Genomic DNA, 21,447 nt, shown 5'->3' on the forward strand with positions numbered 1-21,447 from the left:
CCGGCCTTCGCCGTGTCGTGCGCCGCCGGTCAGCGGCGCACGGGTCCGCGCAGCACGCGGGACGCCACGACGAGCGCCGCTGCGATCAGCACCGCGTTCTTGAAGATGTACTGACCGGTGAGCGTCGGACCGACCGGACCGAACACCTCGGCCGGCAGCAGCACGACCGGTGACAGGATGCCGACGAACGCGAGCGCGAGCACCGCGAGGCCGATGCGGGCGAAGGCGCCGCCGGCGATGAGCAGCGCACCCGCGGCGACCTCGATCACCGCGGTGGCCACGAGTGCGACGTGACCGCTGACGAGTCCGAGGGTGAGCTTCTCCCACGTGCGGCTGACGAGCTCCTCGACCGGGCTCACGCCGGGGAAGAACTTCAGGGCGCCGAAGACGAGGAAGACGGCGCCGAGCGAGACCCGCAGCGCGGGGATGCTCCAGCGCTGCAGCGAGGCCTTCACCGCGGCCTCGGCGCGCGTCTCCCACGCGAGCAGGGTGGTGAGCGGGGCAGGGCGACCGGTGGACGCGGGGACGACGCCGCCGGCGCCGTGGACGGGAACGGTGGTCATGGCGTGATTCCTTCGGTTCTGATCGCCCGCGATCGCGGGCACGGTGATCAGGACTCGCAGGGGCCGCAAGATGATACGAAGCGGCGCAGATCAGCGTCGACCCTACAGAGCACCCGACCACGGAACGCCGGCTTGTTGTGGATGATCCACAACAAGCGGGCGTTCCGTGGTCGTCAGGCCGCGGGGGTCGTCGCCGCGCGGTACAGGTCGTCCTCGACCTGAGACGCCCGGATCGGGTGCCCCTGGCTCGTGAGGCACTTCCCGCTCGCGAGGTCCCACTTCCAGTCGTGCAGCGAGCACGTGAGGACGCCGTCCTCGATCTTCCCGGTCTTCGTGAGGTCGGCACGCAGATGCGGGCAGCGGCGCTGAACGATCCAGTCGCCGAGCTGGGCGTCCTCGGTCTGGTCGGTCTGCTCGGCGTACCAGTTCTCGACGTACTCGATGCGGTCGCGCGACAGGCACTTGAGGAAGGTCGTGAGGAACTCGTTGAACTTGCCGCTGCGGCCGACCTCGAACTGCATCGAGAGGAAGATCGAGTTCGACCAGTCGATCTCGTGGTCGGCGATGTTGGTCGAGACGAGGTCCGCGGGGATCGTGTACCAGTAGATGCACTCGTCGCCGTCGGCGTACTCGCGCACCTTGGCCTTCGGGAAGTCCACGACCATGTCGAGCTCGCCGATGCGGAAGCGCACGACGCCGCCCACGCCGTTTCGGATGGTGCGGGCGCGGCGCAGCAGCGGCTCCCACCACTCCTTGATCGCAGCGAGCATCTCGTCGGGCGGCAGCACGGCGGCGCGGGTCGCCTCCTCGGCGCGCACCTCGTCCTGGCGCGAGTCGCGCTGCTCGGCGAGGTACGCCCACTTGTCGTCGAAGATGCGGTCGATCTCGGCCTGGGTGTAGAGCGTCTGCGTCACCGCGATCTCGCCGCCGTTCAGCTCCACGACCGTGCCAGGCACGAACTCGTAGCCCTTCTGCTCGGGACGCAGCTGCGCCATGTGCGCGAGGAACTGGCGCTGATCGGTGAAGATCGAGTCGTCGTCGATGCCGTAGCCGTTGAACTTGAAGAGCTCTTCGCGGAGGAACATCGGCGGTCCCGCCATCGGGAAGACGTGTTCGGCGTCGACCTTCTCGATGTAGTACATGGCGCGCTTGTTCTGCGCGTCGCGCTTGAGCTTCGCGAAATTCTGCTTGGCGTCCTGGGGCAGGTCGTAGACCATCGGCCACCAGATCGCGCCCGACACCTGTGTGAAGTACGCCTCGGGCTTCGAGAATGACATCAGCTTCTCGAGGTCGAGCGGGTGCGAGTCGTTCTGGTTCAGGATGCTCGCGGTGCCGTCGTCGACGCTCAGCGACGAGTCGCCGATCGGTCCGTCGCTGGGGGCGCGCAGCGGCGTCACCATGATCTTGAGGTCGCCGAACTCCAGCGGCACGCCGGCCTGCGTGTAGACGATGTTGTCGTACCCGAGCCCCCGCAGATCCTGCTCGAGGTCGTCGGTCGGGTAGTCCGGCAGCAGCACCTTGATGCTCTTCGGCACGTGCTTGTGCATGAGCGCCGGGTCGAAGTGGTCGCGGTGCCGGTGGGAGATGTACAGGAAGTCGGCCTTGCCGTACCTCTCCCAGTCGAGCGCACGGTTGTCGGGGAACGGGAACCACGACCCGAAGAAGGTCGGCCCGATCACCGGGTCGCAGAGGATGCTTCCTCCCGCCGTCTCGATGAACATTCCGGCGTGGCCGAGGCCCGTGATGCGCATGGGGTTGCCCTCCTGTCGAACCAGACGAGTCTAGGCGAGGCCCGGCGGGTGGACCGGCCCGCCCGCCGTGCAAAACCCGATTCGCTCGACCGGGACGGGGCGTCACTCCTCGAACAGCCCACGGATGTCGTCGGCGGTGAGCGCCTGCCCGAACAGCGCGTCGTCGTCCATCACCGAACGGAAGAGCCGCGCTTTGCGCTGCTGCAGCGCCATGACCTTCTCCTCGATCGTGCCGTTCGCGATGAGGCGGTAGACCATCACGCTGCGGTGCTGACCGATGCGGTGCGCGCGGTCGACCGCCTGCGCTTCCGCGGCGGGGTTCCACCACGGGTCGAGCAGGAACACGTAGTCCGCCTCGGTCAGCGTCAGGCCGAACCCGCCGGCCTTGAGGCTGACCAGGAACACGGGTGCCTCTCCCCCGCGGAAGGCGGCGACGGCGGCATCGCGGTCGCGCGTCGATCCGTCGAGGTACGCGTAAGGGATGCCGCGTGGCTCGAGCTGCTTCGCGACCAGACCCAGGAATGACGTGAACTGGCTGAACACGAGCGCGCGGTGCCCCTCGGCCAGCGACTCGTCGAGCTGCTCGAAGAGTGCGGCGAGCTTGCTGGGAGCGATGCTCGCGTGCGCGGGGTCGACGAGCTCCGGGGCCAGGCTCAGCATGCGCAGCAACGTGAGTGAGCGGAACACGATGAACCGGTTGCGGTCGAGGTCGTCGAGGAGTCCCAGCACCTTCTGCCGCTCGCGCTGCAGCACGGTGTCGTACAGGGCGCGATGTGCGGCACCCAGCTCGATGCGCACTTCCTGCTCCTGCTTGGCAGGCAGGTCGGCTGCCACCAGCTCCTTGGTGCGCCGCAGCACCAGTGGGCGGATGCGGCGTCGCAGCCGCGCGAGACGGCCGGCGCGGTACGCCCCGCCCTCCCGGTTGTCGGGCACCTTGCCCTTCTCGATCGGGCCGACGTACTCCTCGCGGAATCTCCGGCTCGAGGCGAACAGCCCGGGCGCCGTCAGCGACAGCAGCGCCCACAATTCGGTGAGGCTGTTCTCGAGGGGCGTGCCGGTGACGGCGAACACCACGTCCGCCGACAGGTCGCGCGCCGCCCGGTAGGCCTTGGTCTGGCTGTTCTTCACGAACTGCGCCTCGTCGAGGATCAGGCCCGCCCAGGCCACGGCACCGAACTCGCGCTCGTCGAGGCGCAGCAGCGTATACGACGTGACGACGATGTCGGCCGTGGCCGCAGCATCCGTCACCGTCGTTCCGCGCTTCGCGCGCGTCGCGTCGATCACGGCGACCCGCAGATCGGGCGTGAACCGGGCCGCTTCGCTCCGCCACGTCGACAGCACCGAGGTCGGCGCCACCACGAGGAACGGCCGCCCCTCGCCGTGCTCGCGCGCGTGGGCGACGAGCGCGAGCAGCTGCAGCGTCTTGCCGAGACCCATGTCGTCGGCGAGGATGCCGCCGAGGCGGTGCTGCCACAGGAAGGCGAGCCAGTCGTAGCCGACGCGCTGGTAGGGCCTGAGGTCCGCGTGGAGCGCCGACGGCAACGGGGCGGACGGCACGCCGTCGGCGTCGCGCAGGGCTTCGACGGTCGCGCGCCACGACACCGCGGGCTGCGCCTCGTCGGCGAGGTCCTCGAAGTCTGCCCAGAGCGCTGTCTGGTAGCGGCTGATGCGGGGCCCCGTCTCCCACTCGTCGAGCTCTCCGGCTTCGTCGATCAGGTCGCGCAGGCGCTGCAGCGACGGATGCGACAGCGTGAAGTAGGCGCCGTCGCTCAGGAGGATCTTCTTACGGCCGCGCGACAGCGCGGTGAAGAGCGTGCCGAACGGGATGCGGCGGCCGTCGATCGTCACGACGACGCCGAGGTCGAACCAGTCCGGATCGTTCGTCTCGACCGTGGTGATGTCGATGCGCGGATCGCCGGCGAGCTCGCGGTACTGCGGGCGCTCCCCCGAGATCTCGACGCTCACGTCGGTGTCGGCTTCGAGAAGGGGCAGCAGCCGCGACGCGAACTCGGCGGCGTCGAGGCCCGACAGCGTGTCGGCGGAGGCGAAGTCGACGGGGGCGTGGTCGCGCCACAGCGACTCGACGCGACCGCGGATGGCCGACTCCCCCGCCGCATCACGGTCCTCGCCGGTCGAGTCGAGTCCCAGGAGGTCACCGTCGCCGTAGCGCCACGACAGCGTGTACACGAGACGGTGATTCGGCTCGAAGTGCACGAGCACGACGAGCTGCGGCCGCGGCGGCGGGGCGAGGTCGAGTCCGGGGGCGTCGACCTCGACCCGGCGGGCGATCCGGGGCAGATGATCGCGGACGAACTCCTCGGCCTCAGCGCCTGGGACGACGACGACCTCGCGCGCCGTGAGGAGCGCGGGAACCGGGTCGGGCAGGACGACGGCGGCGAGCACGAGGTCGATGCGCTCGCGCTCGACCGTGAAGCGGTACACGCCGGTGCGTCCGACGGGGCGGAGGGACGCGGCATCCGCTCGCTCGCCGTCGATCGTGACGAGGGGCACGATCTCGAGCCCACGACCGGTGCGATGCGCGCCCACCGAGACGGTCGCCGAGGACGCCAGGGCGACGGTCGCGGTGCGTTTGGTCGGGACGAACGGGATGCCGCGATCCGCCGCGGCTGCGAGGTGCGGCCAGAGCAGGCTCGACTCGATGTCGTCGAGCGTCAGCCACTCCGAGACATCGGAGAAGGCGCCGAACGAGCGGACGTCACGGCCGATGCTGTGCAGCTCCGCGAACCAGCGCGCCTGCGCGGGGTCGTAGGCGGTGGTGGGCCGCCGCAGCGCGTCCCACGAGACGCCGCCCTTGATCCAGGCGTCCGAACGGGCCGAACGTTCGAGGGGGCGCAGGCCCACGAGGACGTCGGCTCCGTACTGGTGCAGACCGCGCGGTGTCGCGGACTCGACGCGAGCGGGCGCCCACGTCGATGCTCCGCGCCGGATCCGCTGCCGGAGCTCGACGCCGAGGGCGAGCGGCGTCCGGGCGCGCTCCGCCGGCGCGGCCGGTGTGAAGACGTCGCGCCACGAGGAGCGGTGGTCTGTCGCGGGCGTGGCGGCGGCGAGCCGGTTGCTCGCGAGCAGAGTCGCGACCGTGTGCTTGCAGTCGAACTGCACGGGGCACGTGCAGGAGGTCGCCGCGATGGGGTGATCGACGCGCTGCGGGTCGAGTCGCACGCGACAGCGGTACGCGCGTCCGCCGCTGCCGGCGACGACCGCCTCGATGACGGAGGTGAGCGGGTCCCATTCGACGCGTTCGACGGCGCCGTCGGCGAAGTACCCGACACCGCGCTCGTACGTGCCGCTGTCGGCGAACCGGCGGATGTGCCCCGGGTCGACGAGCGGAGGGGGTCCGGCGGACGGCGGGGTCACGGGATCCATCCTGCCCGCTCCCGCCGACACCCGGACGGGCGCCCGCTCGTCGTCAGCTCGCGCGGGCGATGCGGGCGAGGACGCCGTGGACGAAGGGCCCCGACTCGTCGGACGAGAACTCCTTGACCAGCTCGACCGCCTCGTCGATCGCGACCGCGGTGGGGACCTCGTCGTTGAAGAGGATCTCCCACGTGCCGATGCGCAGCACCGCACGGTCGACCGCGGGCATACGGGCGAGCGTCCAGTCCTTCGCGAACGTCGTGATCTGCTCGTCGATGGCGTCCTGGTTGTCGATCACGCCGTCGACGATCTCGCGCGCGTACAGCCACGAGGCCTGACGCGCCGGCTCGCCCGCCGCACGCTTGGCCTCGGCCGCCAGAACCGTCGCGGGCTCGTCGCCGCGCACGTCCGCCTGGAACAGGATGTCGAGCGCGCGCTTGCGCGCCTTCGTACGGGCACTCATCGGTCAGCTGCCCCGGGCGTCAGTTGACGCGGCCGAGGTAGTCGCCCGTGCGCGTGTCGACCTTGACCTTGGTGCCGGTCTCGACGAAGAGCGGAACCTGGATCTCGTAGCCGGTCTCGACGGTGGCGGCCTTGGTGCCCGCCGACGAGCGGTCGCCCTGGAGGCCCGGCTCGGTGTAGGTGATCTCGAGGACGACGGATGCCGGCAGCTCGACGTAGAGCGGGTTGCCGTTGTTGAGCGCGATCTGCACCTGCTGGTTCTCGAGCAGGAAGTGCGCCGCGTCGCCGACGGTGGCGGCGCCGACGTTGATCTGGTCGTAGTCCTCGACGTCCATGAACACGAAGTTGTCGCCGTCGTTGTACAGGTACGTGAAGTCGCGGCGGTCGACGTTCTCGATGTCGATCTTCGCGCCGGCGTTGTAGGTGCGGTCGACGACCTTGCCCGAGACGACGTTCTTCAGCTTCGTGCGGACGAAGGCCCCGCCCTTGCCCGGCTTGACGTGCTGGAACTCGATGACGTTCCAGAGCTGGCCGTCGATGCTGAGGACGACGCCGTTCTTGATGTCTGCGGTGGAAGCCATGGGGTACGAATCCGTTTCGTTGAAGTGCGTGGAGGCGGACGCTCCCCCGTGAACCAGCTCAGGGGTCGGACCTGCCGACGTTCGATTCTACGGGATGCCTGGTCCCCGGCCGATTCGTCAGCCCTCGGCTTGCCCGGTGATGATGTCGATGAGGCGCGCGACAGCCGTCTCGTACCCGGGGACGCCCTCGCCGATCACATGGACGACGGCGACGTCGGCGACATAGGAGTGGTGACGGAAGTCCTCGCGCGCCATCACGTCCGAGATGTGCACCTCGGCCACCGGCAGTCCGACGCCCGAGAGCGCGTCACGGAGCACGACGGACGTGTGTGTCAGGCCGCCGGGGTTGATGACGATGCCGGCGCAGTCCTGACGGGCGTCGTGGATCGCGTCGAGGAGGACTCCCTCGTGATTGCTCTGCACGGCCCGCACCTCGAAGCCGCGCCGGGCGGCAGCATCCGTCGCCAGGCGCACGACGTCCGCCAGCGTCGCGGTGCCGTAGATCTCAGGCTCGCGGGTGCCCAGGAGGTTCAGGTTGGGGCCGTTGACGAGCAGCAGGCGACGAGGGGCGGTCATGCTCGCACGATATCAGCGCGCGCGTCGCCGGCTCGCTGCGCCGAGAGCCTGACGGGCGCGTTCCCGGCGCCGTACCCGTCGTACCGGCCGCGGCGCTCGACGAACTCGCAGAACAGATCGCCGACCGTCGCGGTGTAGAAATGCAGGTACTCGCCCTGCGCGTCGCGATCGAAGACGAGGTCGAGCTCCCGGAGGGTCGTGAGGAAGTCGTCGTCGAGGTCGAACCGCGCCGCGAGGTCCTCGTAGTAGTTGCGCGGGATCGCGAGCGGCCGGAGCCCCTTCGCCCGCGCGGCACGCGCGAGCGCGACGATGTCGTCGCACGCGAAGGCGACGTGCTGGGGCGAGGCCCCGGGGCGGCCCGACAGGATCGGCGGCGACACGTTGAGCGGGATGCGGATCGCGCCGTCCGGCGACTGGATGACACGGCTCTGCACGAGGCCCTGCGGGCTCGCCACCTCGGTCGAGCTCGCGGTCGGGAGCTGGAGCACCGAGGAGAAGAACAGGATCGCCTCGTCGACGACCTGCCACGGCTGGCCGAGGCTCACGTGATCGACGGCGATGATGGGGCTCTCCCGCAGAGGTTCGCCGTGCTCGAACTCGGCGGCCCACTCCGGTTCGACGCCGGTGCCGCGCGACGACCAGAAGACCTCGGTGCCGTCGGGTGCGGTCGCGCCGTCGAGCAGCTGCTCCCCCGCGTACGTGCGTCGGTAAGCGAACGGCGTTCCCAGCTCGGCGGCGCGTGCGGTGAGCGCGGCGGCATCCGGAACGTCGAGCCCGACCGCCGCGATGTGCGGATCGAGGTCGCGGGCGTGCTGCTCGTTGAGCACGACGCGGGCGTCGCCGGCCGTCCACAGCGTCACGGGCTTCGTGCGGTGCTTGCCGCGCGGAGTGAACCCGACTGTCGCGAGGAGCGCCTCGATGCTCGAGGTGTCCTCGGCCCTGATCTCGACGAAGTCGAACCCGAGCGGCGTCCCGCTGTCGGCGAGCGTCTCGAAGCCGGCGGGCGCGGCGGGCCCGAACTCCCGGGCGACGGCGTCCTCGAGCCAGCGCAGAGACCGGCGCGCGTGGACAGCGGTCCCTCGCACGTCGACCTGCCGGAAGGTGTCGTTGAACACCTCGAGCGAGACCGGGCCGTCGTAGCCTGCGCGCACGACATGGGTGAGGAAACGTGTGAGATCGAAGCTCCCCTCGCCGGGAAAGAGCCGGTGGTGGCGGCTCCACGAGAGGACGTCCATCGAGAGCGCGGGCGCATCGGCGAGCTGCAGGAAGAAGATGCGGTCGCCGGGGATGTCTTCGATCGCTCGCGGATCGTGGCCCCGCGACAAGATGTGGAACGAATCGAGGCAGACGCCGACCGCGGGATGGTCCGCGAGCTGCACGATCCGCCATGCGCGGCGGTAGTCGTCGACGTACTTCCCCCAGGCCAGCGCCTCGAAGGCGATCCGCACGCCGTACTCCTGCGCGAGATCGCCGAGCCGGCGCAGCTGGGATGCCGACACCGCGTCGTCGTCGATCGTGGCGGTCGCGACGTTGCTGCAGCACAGCACGACGTCGATGTCCATCCGCCGCATGAGGGAGAACTTCGCCTTCGCGCGCCGCAGGACGTCCTGGAATGCCTCCTCGTCGACGCCCTCGACGTCGCGCATCGGCTGGTAGAGGTCCAGCGTCAGCCCGAGGCGCCCCGCGAGCGCGCGGATCTCCTCGGGGCTCTCCGGCGCCGACACGAGGTCGGGCTCGAAGATCTCGACGCCGTCGAAACCCGCCGCGGCTGCCGCGTGGAGCTTCTCGACGAGGGTTCCGCTCATGCACACCGTCGCGATGGAGGTCCTCATGGCGTCACAATGTACCAGTTGGTACATTGTGACGCACCCCCTGCCTCGCCGGCGGCTCGAGCAGCGCCGACTATTCTGACGATCGTGCCTCCCGTATCGCGCGACGCGGAGCGGACGCGAGCAGAACTCCTCGCGGTCGCCACCGAGGTGTTCGCCGAGGAAGGGTATTCCGGTGCCCGCGTCGACGACATCGCCGAGCGCACGCGCACGACGAAGCGGATGATCTACTACTACTTCGGCGGCAAGGAGCAGCTCTACCTCGCGGTGCTCGAGAACGCGTATCAGGGCATCCGGGAAGCCGAGCGGGCGATCGACGTCGACCACACGGATCCCGTCGCGGCGATCCGCCAGCTGGCCGAGCTCACGTTCGACCACCATGTGACGCACGACGCCTTCATCCGGCTCGTGGCCATCGAGAACATCCACCGCGGCGAATTCATCCGGCGGATCGACTCGCTCCGCACGCTCGCCCAGCCCGCCAAGACCCTCCTCGACGAGATCCTCGAGCGAGGACGCGACACGGGCGCCTTCCGCGCCGACGTCGACGCGATCGACGTCCACCTCGTCATCAGCGCCTACTGCGTGTTCCAGATCGCCAATCAGTACACGTTCGGCTACCTCTTCGACGTGTCGTTCACCGACCCCGATCGCCGCCGCCACCTGCGATCCCTCATCGGCGACGTCGTCGTCGGCTGGCTCACGAACACCCCGCGATAGCGGGCGCCTTCGGCGTGGCTCCGCTCGGTCGGGCGAGCCGTTGTGGGGCGCCGGCCGGTGGTCGCGGCATCCTTTCGTGCTTGACATCGACGATCTGTCGTGGTTTTCTCTGAACGTACCAGTTAGTACATTGACGTACCGGTCGGACGAAGGAGTGCCATGGACCAGACCTCGCCGTTTCTCGTCGGGCTCGTGGGCACGGGCGTGACCCCTTCGCTCACGCCGGCGCTGCACATGGCCGAAGCCCGCTCTCTCGGCATCGACTACGTCTACCGCACGATCGATCTCACCGAGCTCGGCCTCGCTCCCGATCAGCTGCCCGACATCCTGGCGTGGGCGCGCCGGCTCGGCTTCGACGCCCTCAACGTCACGCACCCCTGCAAGCGCCTCGTCGTCGAATACCTCGACCGGATCGACCCGCTCGCCCATGCTCTCGGCTCCGTGAACACGGTGCTCTTCACCGAAGACGGACTCGCCGGCTACAACACCGACACGACCGGGTTCGAGACCGCCTTCCGCACAGGTCTGCCGGGCGCGGCCGTCGACGACGTCACCCTGCTCGGCGCGGGCGGCGCAGGCTCGGCGGTCGCCGACGCCCTGCTCCGGGTGGGGACGAGGCACCTGACGGTCGTCGACATCGACGCCGAGCGCGCCGAGGAGCTCGCGGACGACCTCGCCCGACGCCACGGCGTCGAGGTCGGGCACGCCACTACGGACGAGCTCCCGAGTCTGCTCGCGTCGGCGTCCGGACTCGTGCACTGCACGCCCACCGGCATGAAGGAGCACCCGGGCACGCCGTTCGCCCCCGAGCTGCTGCGACGGGAGATGTGGGTCGCCGACATCGTCTACCGGCCCCTCGACACCGCGCTCCTGCGCGCCGCCCGAGATGCCGGGTGCGCGACGCTCGACGGCGGTCGGATGGCGGTCCACCAGGCCGTCGACGCCTTCCGCCTGATCACGGGCCACGAGCCCGACCCTGCCCGCATGACCCGCCATTTCCACGACCTTGTTGCGCCGGACCACGTTCCGGCATGACACTCACCAGAGAAGGACGACCGATGACATCCACCGCAACGACGCGGAAGACCCCCGTGAAGGCGGCTGTCGCCAGCTTCATGGGCAGCGCCGTCGAGTACTACGACTTCTTCCTGTTCGGCTCCGCCGCCGCGCTCATCTTCCCCACCGTCTTCTTCCCCTCCGACAACCAGGCGGCACTCGTGATGTCGTTCGCGACATTCGGCTTCGCCTACATCGCGCGACCCGTCGGCGCGGTCATCCTCGGGCACTTCGGCGATCGGATCGGTCGTCAGAAGGTGCTCATGTTCACGCTGCTGCTCATGGGCATCTCGACCTTCACGATCGGGTGCCTTCCCGGGTACGAGCAGATCGGCTGGGCCGCTCCGGCGCTCCTCGTCCTGTGCCGCCTCATGCAGGGCCTCTCGGCAGCGGGCGAGCAGGCCGGCGCTTCCTCGCTCACGCTCGAACACGCACCGGACGACCGCAGATCGTTCTTCACCTCGTGGACGCTCACGGGCACGCAGGGCGGCCAGATCCTCGCCGCGCTCATCTTCATCCCGGTCGTGGCACTCCCCGACGAGATCAAGTACACGTGGGGCTGGCGCGTGCCGTTCTGGCTGAGCGCGATCGTGGTTCTCGTCGCCTTCTTCATCCGGCGGACGCTGCATGAGACCCCCGAATTCGAGCAGGCGAAGGCGGACGGACGCATCGCACGGATGCCCCTCATTCCGCTCCTGCGGGACCACTGGCGTGACGTGCTCCGGGTGATCTGCTGCGCGTTCATCGCCGCGGTCTCCACGGTGTTCGGCAATCTCGCCATCGCCTACGGCGTGGAGGTGGGACTCAACGCCGCGATCACACTCTGGCTGGTGGTCGTCGCGAACTTCGTCGCCCTCGGCACGCAGCCGCTGTTCGGCGCACTCGCGGACCGCATCGGCCGCAAGCCGGTGTTCATCTACGGCGCGCTGTCGTCGGCGGTCTTCATGCCCTTCTACATGCTGTCGATGGGCGCGGGGAACGAGTTCGTGACGTTCTTGCTCGCCGTGCTCACGTTCTCGTGCGGGTACGCGGCCGCCAACGCCGTGTGGCCCTCGTTCTACGGCGAGATGTTCAGCACGCGCGTGCGGTTCTCGGGCATGGCGATCGGCACGCAGCTCGGATTCCTCATGGCGGGCTTCGCGCCGTCCATCGTCACGGCGCTCGGCGGCGTGCAGGAGGGCGGCTGGGTTGTCATCAGCGTCTTCACCGCGGTCATCTCGCTCATCGCGACGGTGAGCGCCCTCACGGCACGCGAGTCGAAGAGCATTCCGACGGCAGAGCTCGGACTGCAGTCCGAGAAGCGGGAAGAGCTCGCGCCGGCTGTCTGACGAGCGCGGTCATCGCCAGACCCCGTCCCGCTGTGCGGGGCGGGGTCGTCGCGTTCACGGCAACGGGCGTGCCATCACGATCTCCGGGCCGATCACGCTCGTGAACGTCTCACCCGTCGGCGTGAACCCGGCCCTTCGATACGCCGCCTGGGCGCGGAGGTTCTCCCGGTGCACGTCGAGGCTGAGCCGGGTGAGCCCGAGGGCGCTCACCCACTCCGCGGCGGCGGCGAGCAGGAGGTCGATCGCCCCCGTTCCGCGATGCGCGGGGTTGACGTAGACCCCGACGACATCCGCACGGCGGTCGTCGACGAAGCGGCCCAGGTGATCGGTCTGACCGGTCGCACGGACGAGCACGGAGAGGCTTCCCACCCAGACGTCGTCGACCAGCGCCACGAACTGCGCGGCGGTCTCGCTCTCGGCGGCGAGTTCGGCGCGGTCGCGCCAGAACTGCTCGGGACGGGCCGCGACCTGCTCCGGCGTCTCGAGGAAGGCGATGTTCGCGTCGGGATCGCTCGTCGACTCGAGCCGCAGCTCGCGCACCGCCGCCCACTCGTCTGAGCGGATGCGGCGCACGGCCACGGTGCTCACCCGGCGACCTCCTGGTACGCCGCGAACAGGAGTGACTCGTCGGGTGCCTGCAGCACGGTGGGCTTGGCGATGTCGTCGAGCACGATGAATCGCAGCATTCCGCCGCGGCTCTTCTTGTCGCGCTGCATCGTCGACAGCAGCTGCGGCCACGCGCCGGGGCGGTAGCTCGTCGGCAGGCCGAGCGTCTCGAGGATCTCGCGGTGGCGCTGGGCGGCGGCATCCGGAAGCCGGCCCGCGAGGCGCGAGAGCTCGGCGGCGAACACCATGCCCACCGAGATCGCGGCGCCGTGGCGCCAGCGGTAGCGCTCGGCGTGCTCGATGGCGTGCCCGAGGGTGTGCCCGTAGTTCAGGATCTCGCGGAGGCCCGCCTCGCGGAGGTCCTCCCCCACGACGCGCGCCTTCATCCCGATGGCGAGCTCGATGGTGCGGCGGAACGCCGCGCTCTGCGGGTCGACGGCGTTCTCGGGATCGGCCTCGATCAGGTCGAGGATCTCAGGTGCCCAGATGAAGCCGGCCTTGACGACCTCGGCGTATCCTGCGACGCGCTCGTTGCGCGACAGCGTGTCGAGCAGGTCGAGGTCGCAGATCACGGCACGCGGGGCCCAGAACGCGCCGACGAGGTTCTTGCCCTCGGCGGTGTTGACCCCGGTCTTGCCGCCGACGGCGGCGTCGACCATGCCCAGCACCGTCGTCGGCACCTGCACGACCTCGACGCCGCGCAGCCACGTCGCGGCCACGAAGCCGGCGAGGTCTGTCACCGCTCCCCCGCCGAAGCCGACGACGGCGTCGGTGCGGGTGAAGTCCGCCTTGCCCATGACCTGCCAGCAGAACGCGGCGACCTCGATGCGCTTGCCCGCCTCGGCGTCGGGGATCTCGGCGAGCAGCACCTCGCGGTCGGCCATGAGCTGCGCGCGGAGGCGCTCCGCCTCGGTCGCGAGGGTCGGCGGGTGGATCACGAGCACCTTGCGGGCGGCGGGCGGAAGCGCCTCGCCGACGGACGACAGGATGCCGCGTCCCACGGTGATGCCGTAGCTCGCATCTCCGCTCACGGTGATGGTCGTGGCATCGGTCACTTCGACTCGCTCCGCTCGCTCAGTACGTCGCATGCCGTGTGCTCCTTGTGCTCGTGGCCGGCGGAAGCCGGCGGATCGACGACGCCGCCGCGCACCCAGGCGACCAGCGCATCGACGACGTCCTGCACCGGACCGGTGGAGGTGTCGAAGGTGATGTCGGCGAGTTCCTCATAGATGGGCCGGCGCTCTTCGAAGATCGCCGTCCATCGCTCGATCGCATCTTCGCCGCCCTGCAGCAGCGGCCGATTCGAGTCGCGGACACGGCCCGCGACGACCCGCGGCGAGACGGTGAGCAGCACGACGCGATGACCGGCGAGGTCGGCGCGCGTCTCAGGGTTCAGCACGGCCCCGCCGCCCAGCGAGACGACGCCGCCGGTGGCGAGCCCCTCGACCACGGCGGCGCGCTCCGCGGCGCGGAAATGCGCTTCGCCGCGTTCGACGAACAGCTGATCGATCGGTCCGTGGTCGCGGACGACCGCGGCGTCCGTGTCGAAGAACGGCAGGTCGAGCGCGCGCGCGACCTTCTTGCCGATGCTCGTCTTGCCGGCCCCCATGGGACCGATGAGCACGACGGCGTCAGAGGGCGAGGTCATGGTCGGCGAGACCGGAGTCGCTCTCCGCCGCACTGCGCAGCGCGTCGGGGATCGCCGCGAGGTAGCCCTCCAGGTTGCGGCGGGTCTCGGCGACGCTGTCGCCGCCGAACTTCTCGAGCACGACGTCGGCGAGCACGACCGCCACCATGGCCTCGGCCACGACACCCGCAGCGGGAACGGCGCAGACGTCGGAGCGCTGGTGGTGCGCGGACGCGGCGTCGCCGGTCGCGACGTCGACCGTGCGGAGGGCCTTCGGCACGGTCGCGATCGGCTTCATGCCGGCGCGCACGCGCAGCACGGTGCCGGTCGACATGCCGCCCTCGGTGCCGCCCGCCTTGTCGCTCGAGCGCGTGATCCCGTCGCCGGCGACGAACAGCTCGTCGTGGGCGGCGGAGCCGCGCCGGCGCGTGGTCTCGAAGCCGTCGCCGACCTCGACGCCCTTGATCGCCTGGATGCTCATGAGCGCCTGCGCGAGTTTCGCGTCGAGGCGGCGGTCCCAGTGCACGTGCGAGCCGAGCCCGGGCGGCAGTCCGTAGGCGAGCACCTCGACGATGCCGCCCAGCGTGTCGCCGTCCTTGCGGGCGTCGTCGACCTCGGCGACCATCGCCGCACTCGTGGCGGGGTCGAAGCAGCGCAGCGGGTCGGCGTCGAGCGTGTCGACGTCGTCGGGCGTGGGGAGCGCCGAGCCCTCGGGGACCTGCACGGGTCCGATCGACAGGGTGTGGCTGACGAGACGGATGCCGAGCTCGGCGAGGAAGGCGCGTGCGAGCGCGCCGAGGGCGACGCGGGCGGCCGTCTCGCGGGCGCTCGCGCGCTCGAGGATCGGACGGGCCTCGTCGAAGCCGTACTTCTGCATGCCGACGAGGTCGGCGTGGCCCGGGCGGGGACGGGTGAGCGCCGCACCGCGGCCGCGGGACTTCTCGGTGAGATCCACGGGCTCGGCGCTCATGACCTCGACCCACTTCGGCCATTCGGTGTTGCCGATGCGCAGCGCGATCGGGCTGCCGAGGGTCGTGCCGTGCACGACGCCGGACGAGATCGTGAGCTCGTCCTCCTCGAATTTCATGCGCGAACCGCGGCCATAGCCGAGCTTGCGGCGCGCGAGGTCGGCCTGGATCGCGGCGCGGGAGACGGGGACGCCCGCAGGCAGGCCCTCCATGACGGCGACGAGTTCGGGGCCGTGCGATTCGCCGGCCGTGAGCACGCGGAGCATTGGTCCAGTCTCCCATGCCCCGGGAGGCCGTTACGCCGTCGCGGGCTCCTCGAGCACGCGACGCATCGTCTCCAGCGCCTCCGTCTCGCGATCGAGCGGTGTGTCGGCGTCGCCGTGCTGGAAGATGCGGATCTGCAGGAGAGCCTGGTGCAGCAGCATCCCGAGTCCCGACCGCGCGGTTCCGCCGACGCGCTCCCACCCCGCCGACAGCGCCGTCGGCCAGTGGCCGTAGACGACGTCGAGGAGGAATCCGCCGGAGCGGGCGAGGGCGTCGGCCGCGGCATCCGGGACCGGCGCGTCACCGGGAAGGGTCGCGATCGTGAGCGGAACCTGGTCGTGGACGGATGCTGCGAACGACATCGTCGTCACCGTGATGCCGATCCGGTCGCCGAGGGCGGCGAGCGGCACGACTGCTTCGGGGCGGCGGGCGACCACATCGACGTCGCGCGCGCCGAGCTCGGACAGGGCGACCATCGCCGAGGTCGCGGTGGCGCCGGCGCCGACGATGCGCGCCCGCGGCACGTGCGTGACGCCGTCGTCGGCGAGTGAGCGGACGATCCCGCCGACGTCGGTGTTGAAACCGCGTGCGCCCGCGGGATCCAGCAGCAGCGTATTGACGGCGCCGGTCAACTCCGCCCGGCGGTCGAGCGACGAGGCCGCCGCGAAGGCGACGCCCTTGAGCGGCATGGTGAGCGACAGGCCGCGCCAGATGTCGTCCAGCCCGGCGAGCTCGCTCCCGAATGTCGCCTCGTTCACCTGGCGGCGCCCGTAGGTCCAGTCGAACCCGAGCACCTCGTACGCCGCGGCATGCAGTTGCGGTGAACGGCTGTGTGCGATCGGGTCGCCCCAGACCTCCAGACGCGACGCGGAGGGGCTCAGCACCCCGAGTCCGCGGTGTCGCGACACCACTGCTGCCACTGTGCGACGGCGCGGTTGTGGTCGGCGAGGTTGCTGGTGAATGTGGTCTCACCGGTGTGGAGGTTGACGGTCACGAAGTACAGCCAGTCGCCGTCGGCGGGGTGCATCGCGGCGTCGATCGCCACGTCGCCGGGGTTGGCGATCGGCCCGACCGGCAACCCGGCGTGCACGTAGGTGTTCCAGGGGTTGTCGTCGGCGAGAGCCTCGGCTGACGAGCTCACGGTGCCGTCGTGCATCTCGCCGTACCCGTACTGGGCCGTCGAGTCCATCTGCAGCAAGCCGAACGTCTCCTGATTGCTCGGGTTGAGACGGTTCTGGATGACTCGCGAGACCTTCTGCATGTCGGCCTCGTAGCGCGCCTCGCGCTGGATGATCGAGGCCGTCGTGAGGATCTCCTGGCGCCGCTCCTCCGGCACACCGGCCGCGTCGAGCGACTGCTTCGTGCGATCCACGAGCGTCTGGATGGCCGACTGCGCTGTGACGCTCGGGTCGAACGTGTAGGTCGCCGGGAACAGCCAGCCTTCGAGCGGCTGCCCGCCCGCCGCGACGATCGCCGGATCGGCGGTGACACCGTAGGCAGCCGAGTCGGCCGCGGCGGCAGTGAGCTCCTCGAGCGGGATGCCCGTGCCCTCGGAGACGCGCTGCAGCGTCCCCTCGACGGTGAAGCCCTCGGGGATCTGGGCGGTGAACTCCTGCTTGTTGGCGGGATCCAGGAGCATGGCCAGAGCAGCCTCGCTGGTCATCTTCGTCTGCAGCCGGTAGACGCCCGGCTGGAATGTGGGGTTCTGCCCGCTCGTGATGAGGTAGTCGTAGAAGGCATCGGGCGTCTTCGTCACGCCCGCGTCGTAGAGCGACTGCGAGATCGGAGAACCGGTGTCGCCCTGCGCGATCGTGACGAACGCTTCGCCGGTCGCAAGGCCGGCTTCGTAGTCCTTGGGCTCTTCCCAGCCCATGACCTCGCGGATCTTGTCTTCGTACGTGTTCCACACGTAGAGGCCGCCGGCGGCGATCCCGCCGAGGATCAGCAGCACGACACCGAGGGCGATCCAGCCGCCGATGCGCCGGCGCTTCTTGTTCGGGGCCGGGGGCACGTATCCGATGTCCTCCGTGGACGAGGAGCCGCTGAAGAGATCGTCGAGCGTGGGCGTCGTCGGACGCCCCTTGCTCTGCTCCGGCATCTCGGTCAGCGTCGCCGTACGAGTCGCGCTGGCGGCCACCGTCGCGGTCGCGCCGGTGTTGCCCCGACTGTAGGGCATCGCGGGCGCGGTGTCTCCCGAGAACAGCCATGGGTCGTTCTCGGGGGTGGAGTCGACATCGGTGCGCGTCGGGCGGGGAGCGCGAAGCGGCACGGGCTGGAATCCGCTTCCCGGGGTCTCGGCCTGCGGCGTGTCGGCATCCGCAGCGGGCGCGGTGGGAACGCTCTCTACGATCGGCGTGGACCCGGTGATGAGCGAATCCCAGGTGGCCGCAGGGGCTGCGGGCGCGTTCGCCGCTCCCGGCCCCGGCGCGGCAGCAGCGGCGGGCGTCGTCGGCGTCTCCCCCGTCGCCGCCTGTCGCGCGGCGGCCTCGCGGGCGGCGCGGCGCGACTGGGGAACGGCTTCGCCGTCGGGCGATGAGTCGGGCATCAGGCGGGCTCCTGGGGGACGGGGGTTCCGGGAGGTCGTCCGGTGTTCTTCTCGACGTCGAGCGCTTGCTGAAGCAGGACGACCGCGGCGACCTGGTCCACGATGTTACGCGACGAACGCTGGGTTCTGCCCGAACTGCGCAGCGCCGCGTGTGCCGAGACGGTGGAGAGACGCTCGTCGACGAGGCGCACCGGGAGCCCGGACGCCGCCGCCAGGGCCGCGGCGAAGTCCCGGGCGTCCTGGGTCGACGCGGTGTCCTCGCCGCGCATGTTCAGCGGCAGCCCGACGTACAGCTCGACCGCCGAGTACTCGTCCGAGAGCGCCACGATGCGCGTCACCGACGCGTCGTCGCGCGTCACGGTCTCGACCGGTGTGGCGAGCAGGCCGTCGGGGTCGCACGTGGCGACCCCGACCCGGGCCTTGCCCACATCGATGCCGAGCCGCGTGCCGCGCCGGAAGCCGCTCACGCGCCGAGCGCGTCCTTCACCGCGGTCAGCGCCGCGGGCAGGGCTGCGGCATCCGTTCCTCCGCCCTGCGCGACGTCGTCGCGGCCACCGCCACCGCCGCCGAGCACGCCGGCGGCGCCCTTCGCGAGGACGCCCGCCTTGGCGCCCGCGGCGCGGGCCGCGTCGTTGGTGGCGACGATCACGACCGGACGGTCGTTCACGACCGCGCCGAGCGCGACGACCGCGGCCTCGGAGCCGAGGCGCTCGCGCACCTGCAGCGCCAGCGAGCGGACGTCGTCGGCGGATGCGGCGCTGCCGAGCGATTCGGCCACGACGACCGTGTCGCCGACCCGGGTGGCCGTCGCGGCGAGGGCGGGGAGGCGGTCGCCGAGGGCCTTGGCCTCGAACGCGGCGATCTTCTTCTCTGCGGCCTTGAGGCTCGCCTGCAGCTCCGCGATGCGCGCGGGCAGCTGCTCGCGCGGCGCCTTGAGTGAGGTCGTCAGCTGCGACACGAGGGCACGCTCAGCCGCCAGCGAGCGGAAGGCGTCGAGACCGACCAGCGCCTCGACGCGGCGGTTCGACGCGCCCACCGAGGACTCGCCGACGAGGTTGATGAGCCCGATCTCAGCGCTGGTGGAGACGTGCGTGCCGGCGCAGAGCTCGCGCGACCAGGGGCCGCCGATGTCGACCATGCGCACGGTGTCGCCGTACTTCTCGCCGAACAGCGCCATCGCGCCGAGCGAGCGCGCCTCGTCGAGCGGCAGCACGCGCGTGGTCACCTCGAGGTTGTCGCGCACCGCGTTGTTGGCGATCTCCTCGATCTCGGTCTTGGTCTCGTCCGACAGCGACTGGCCCCACGAGAAGTCGAAGCGCATGTAGCCGGCGCGGTTGAGCGACCCGGCCTGCGTGGCGGTCTTGCCGAGCGTGTCGCGGAGCGCGGCGTGCACCAGGTGCGTCGCGGAGTGCGCCTGACGGGCGGCGCGGCGGTTCGCGGCATCCACCACCGTCGTCGCGGCCTGACCGACACCCACCTCGCCCGTCGACACCTCGACGGTGTGGCTGATGAGCCCCGGCACCGGCTTCTGCACGTCGAGCACCTCGAGCTCGTAGCCCGGGCCGACGATGACGCCCTTGTCGGCGACCTGGCCGCCGGACTCGGCGTACAGCGCGGTCTCGGCGAGGATCACCTCGGCGATCTGGCCGACGCTCGCGCGGTCGACCGAGACACCGTCGACGAGGATGCCGAGCACCTGCGACTCCGCCTCGAGGTCGGTGTAGCCGGTGAAGACGGTCTCACCCTGCGCCCGCAGATCGCGGTACACGCTGGTGTCGGCGAGCTGGCGCTTACGTGCCCGCGCGTCGGCCTTGGCACGTGCGCGCTGCTCCTGCATGAGGCCGTCGAACGCGGCGCGGTCGACGCTGAGCCCCGCCTCTTCGGCGATCTCGAGCGTCAGGTCGATCGGGAACCCGTACGTGTCGTGCAGCAGGAACGCCTCGGCGCCGGTCAGCGTCGTGCCGCCCGCGGCCTTGGTCTCGGTGAGCGACTCGTCGAGGATCGACTCCCCCGCCGCGAGGGTGCGCAGGAACGTCGCCTCCTCCGCGAGGGCGTACTGCGAGATACGGGCCCAGTCGGTCTGGACGACCGGGTAGGCGTCCTTCATGGCGTCGCGCGAGGCCGTGAACAGCACCTCGAACGTCGGCCCGTCGACGCCGAGCAGGCGCATCGAGCGGATCACACGGCGCATGAGGCGGCGCAGGATGTAGCCGCGGCCGTCGTTGGAGGGCGTGACGCCGTCCGACATGAGCATGAGCGACGAGCGCACGTGGTCCGCGACGACGCGGAAACGCACATCGTCGTCGTGGTTGGCGCCGTACGTGCGGCCCGAGAGCTCGACCGCCTTGTCGAGCACCGGGCGCACCTGGTCGGTCTCGTACATGTTGTCGACGCCCTGCTTGATGAACGCGATGCGCTCCAGGCCCATGCCGGTGTCAATGTTCTTGTTCGGCAGCTCGCCGACGATGTCGAAGTCGTACTTCGAGCGCACGTTCGTGATCTCGTACTGCATGAATACGAGGTTCCAGATCTCGACGTAGCGATCGTCGTCGGTCGCGGGACCGCCGTCGATGCCGTACGCAGGTCCTCGGTCGAAGAAGATCTCCGAGCAGGGGCCGGCGGGGCCGGGAAGACCGGTGCTCCAGTAGTTGGTGTCCTTGCCGAGGCGCTGGATGCGCTCCTCGGGCAGGTCGGTCAGCTTCAGCCAGAGGTCGTGCGCCTCGTCGTCCTCTTCGTAGACCGTGACCCACAGGTCCTTCTGGTCGAAGCCGAGACCACCCTCGGACTCGGGGCTGGTCAGCAGATCCCACGCGTAGCGGATCGCGCCTTCCTTGAAGTAGTCGCCGAACGACCAGTTGCCGAGCATCTGGAAGAAGGTGCCGTGGCGCGGCGTCTTGCCGACCTCTTCGATGTCGTTGGTGCGGATGCACTTCTGGTTGTCGGCCGCGCGCGGATACGGCGCGGGCACGTCGCCCGACAGGTACGGGATGAAGGGCACCATGCCGGCCACCGTGAACAGCAGCGCCGGGTCGTCGGTCACCAGCGATGCCGAGGGGACGATGGTGTGGCCGTTCTTCTCGAAGTAATCGAGGAAGCGCTGTGCGATCTCGGCGGTCTTCATGCGGGTCCTTGCGTGTGCGTGCGAATGCGTGTCGGGGCACGCCGACTCCCCGGCGCTGCCGGTGAGCGGTGTGCG

At 70.3% G+C, this 21,447-nt stretch carries 18 protein-coding genes; 3 read left to right on the forward strand and 15 right to left on the reverse strand.

Features of this window, described 5'->3' with window-relative positions:
- Positions 1 to 29: 29 nt before the first annotated feature.
- From ACEYYH_RS09885 to ACEYYH_RS09915, 7 genes are all read right to left on the reverse strand, one after another.
- Complete coding sequence (locus ACEYYH_RS09885; protein ID WP_374977995.1) at positions 30 to 563, reverse strand: DoxX family protein; 534 nt, start codon at positions 561 to 563, stop codon at positions 30 to 32.
- 173 nt (positions 564 to 736) lie between these two features.
- A complete protein-coding gene (locus tag ACEYYH_RS09890) occupies positions 737 to 2,314 on the reverse strand; it encodes a Rieske 2Fe-2S domain-containing protein (RefSeq protein WP_374977996.1) in 1,578 nt (525 codons plus the stop codon).
- A 102-nt stretch (positions 2,315 to 2,416) separates the two neighbouring features.
- Positions 2,417 to 5,689 (reverse strand): SNF2-related protein, encoded by a 3,273-nt coding sequence (locus tag ACEYYH_RS09895; RefSeq protein WP_374977997.1) that lies wholly within the window; start codon positions 5,687 to 5,689, stop codon positions 2,417 to 2,419.
- 52 nt (positions 5,690 to 5,741) lie between these two features.
- Positions 5,742 to 6,152 carry a transcription antitermination factor NusB gene (gene nusB / locus ACEYYH_RS09900; protein WP_374977998.1) on the reverse strand — a complete coding sequence of 137 codons (411 nt, stop codon included), beginning with the start codon at positions 6,150 to 6,152 and terminating at the stop codon, positions 5,742 to 5,744.
- A gap of 19 nt (positions 6,153 to 6,171) precedes the next feature.
- Positions 6,172 to 6,732, reverse strand: coding sequence for an elongation factor P (gene efp, locus ACEYYH_RS09905; RefSeq protein ID WP_045302503.1), 561 nt, complete (start codon positions 6,730 to 6,732; stop codon positions 6,172 to 6,174).
- 117 nt (positions 6,733 to 6,849) lie between these two features.
- Positions 6,850 to 7,308, reverse strand: a complete 459-nt coding sequence (aroQ, locus tag ACEYYH_RS09910; RefSeq protein WP_116193507.1) for a type II 3-dehydroquinate dehydratase — start codon at positions 7,306 to 7,308, stop codon at positions 6,850 to 6,852.
- Positions 7,305 to 9,140, reverse strand: coding sequence for a bifunctional sugar phosphate isomerase/epimerase/4-hydroxyphenylpyruvate dioxygenase family protein (locus tag ACEYYH_RS09915; RefSeq protein ID WP_374977999.1), 1,836 nt, complete (start codon positions 9,138 to 9,140; stop codon positions 7,305 to 7,307). The genes aroQ and ACEYYH_RS09915 overlap by 4 nt, the downstream gene beginning before the upstream one ends.
- Before the next feature lie 84 nt (positions 9,141 to 9,224).
- Between ACEYYH_RS09915 and ACEYYH_RS09920 the strand changes: the two genes are divergently transcribed.
- From ACEYYH_RS09920 to ACEYYH_RS09930, 3 genes are all read left to right on the forward strand, one after another.
- On the forward strand, positions 9,225 to 9,857 hold the full coding sequence (locus ACEYYH_RS09920) for a TetR/AcrR family transcriptional regulator (RefSeq protein WP_374978000.1): 633 nt from the start codon (positions 9,225 to 9,227) through the stop codon (positions 9,855 to 9,857).
- Positions 9,858 to 10,016: 159 nt separating this feature from the next.
- Complete coding sequence (locus ACEYYH_RS09925; RefSeq protein ID WP_374978001.1) at positions 10,017 to 10,892, forward strand: shikimate dehydrogenase; 876 nt, start codon at positions 10,017 to 10,019, stop codon at positions 10,890 to 10,892.
- 23 nt (positions 10,893 to 10,915) lie between these two features.
- Positions 10,916 to 12,241 (forward strand): MFS transporter, encoded by a 1,326-nt coding sequence (locus ACEYYH_RS09930; RefSeq protein WP_374978002.1) that lies wholly within the window; start codon positions 10,916 to 10,918, stop codon positions 12,239 to 12,241.
- A gap of 54 nt (positions 12,242 to 12,295) precedes the next feature.
- Here ACEYYH_RS09930 and ACEYYH_RS09935 read toward each other — a convergent pair whose 3' ends face one another.
- The 8 genes from ACEYYH_RS09935 to alaS are packed head-to-tail and all read right to left on the reverse strand — an operon-like array spanning position 12,296 to position 21,372.
- Positions 12,296 to 12,829, reverse strand: coding sequence for a GNAT family N-acetyltransferase (locus tag ACEYYH_RS09935; protein WP_374978003.1), 534 nt, complete (start codon positions 12,827 to 12,829; stop codon positions 12,296 to 12,298).
- Positions 12,826 to 13,902: a 3-dehydroquinate synthase gene (gene aroB, locus ACEYYH_RS09940; protein ID WP_374978004.1), complete on the reverse strand. Its 1,077-nt coding sequence runs from the start codon at positions 13,900 to 13,902 to the stop codon at positions 12,826 to 12,828. The genes ACEYYH_RS09935 and aroB overlap by 4 nt, the downstream gene beginning before the upstream one ends.
- The gene (locus tag ACEYYH_RS09945; protein WP_374978005.1) at positions 13,899 to 14,495 is read right to left on the reverse strand and encodes a shikimate kinase; all 597 of its coding nucleotides are present in this window, start codon (positions 14,493 to 14,495) and stop codon (positions 13,899 to 13,901) included. The genes aroB and ACEYYH_RS09945 overlap by 4 nt, the downstream gene beginning before the upstream one ends.
- The gene (gene aroC, locus ACEYYH_RS09950; protein ID WP_116193499.1) at positions 14,479 to 15,708 is read right to left on the reverse strand and encodes a chorismate synthase; all 1,230 of its coding nucleotides are present in this window, start codon (positions 15,706 to 15,708) and stop codon (positions 14,479 to 14,481) included. The genes ACEYYH_RS09945 and aroC overlap by 17 nt, the downstream gene beginning before the upstream one ends.
- 30 nt (positions 15,709 to 15,738) lie before the next feature.
- Complete coding sequence (locus ACEYYH_RS09955; RefSeq protein WP_374978006.1) at positions 15,739 to 16,617, reverse strand: shikimate dehydrogenase family protein; 879 nt, start codon at positions 16,615 to 16,617, stop codon at positions 15,739 to 15,741.
- Positions 16,584 to 18,251, reverse strand: a complete 1,668-nt coding sequence (mltG, locus tag ACEYYH_RS09960; protein WP_374978007.1) for an endolytic transglycosylase MltG — start codon at positions 18,249 to 18,251, stop codon at positions 16,584 to 16,586. The genes ACEYYH_RS09955 and mltG overlap by 34 nt, the downstream gene beginning before the upstream one ends.
- Positions 18,251 to 18,718 (reverse strand): Holliday junction resolvase RuvX, encoded by a 468-nt coding sequence (gene ruvX / locus ACEYYH_RS09965; RefSeq protein ID WP_374978008.1) that lies wholly within the window; start codon positions 18,716 to 18,718, stop codon positions 18,251 to 18,253. Before ruvX ends, mltG begins: the two co-directional genes overlap by 1 nt.
- The gene (gene alaS, locus ACEYYH_RS09970) at positions 18,715 to 21,372 is read right to left on the reverse strand and encodes an alanine--tRNA ligase (protein ID WP_374978009.1); all 2,658 of its coding nucleotides are present in this window, start codon (positions 21,370 to 21,372) and stop codon (positions 18,715 to 18,717) included. Before alaS ends, ruvX begins: the two co-directional genes overlap by 4 nt.
- Between the last annotated feature and the right edge of the window lie 75 nt (positions 21,373 to 21,447).

This window comes from Microbacterium trichothecenolyticum, assembly GCF_041938625.1.
Taxonomy (GTDB): domain Bacteria; phylum Actinomycetota; class Actinomycetes; order Actinomycetales; family Microbacteriaceae; genus Microbacterium; species Microbacterium trichothecenolyticum_D.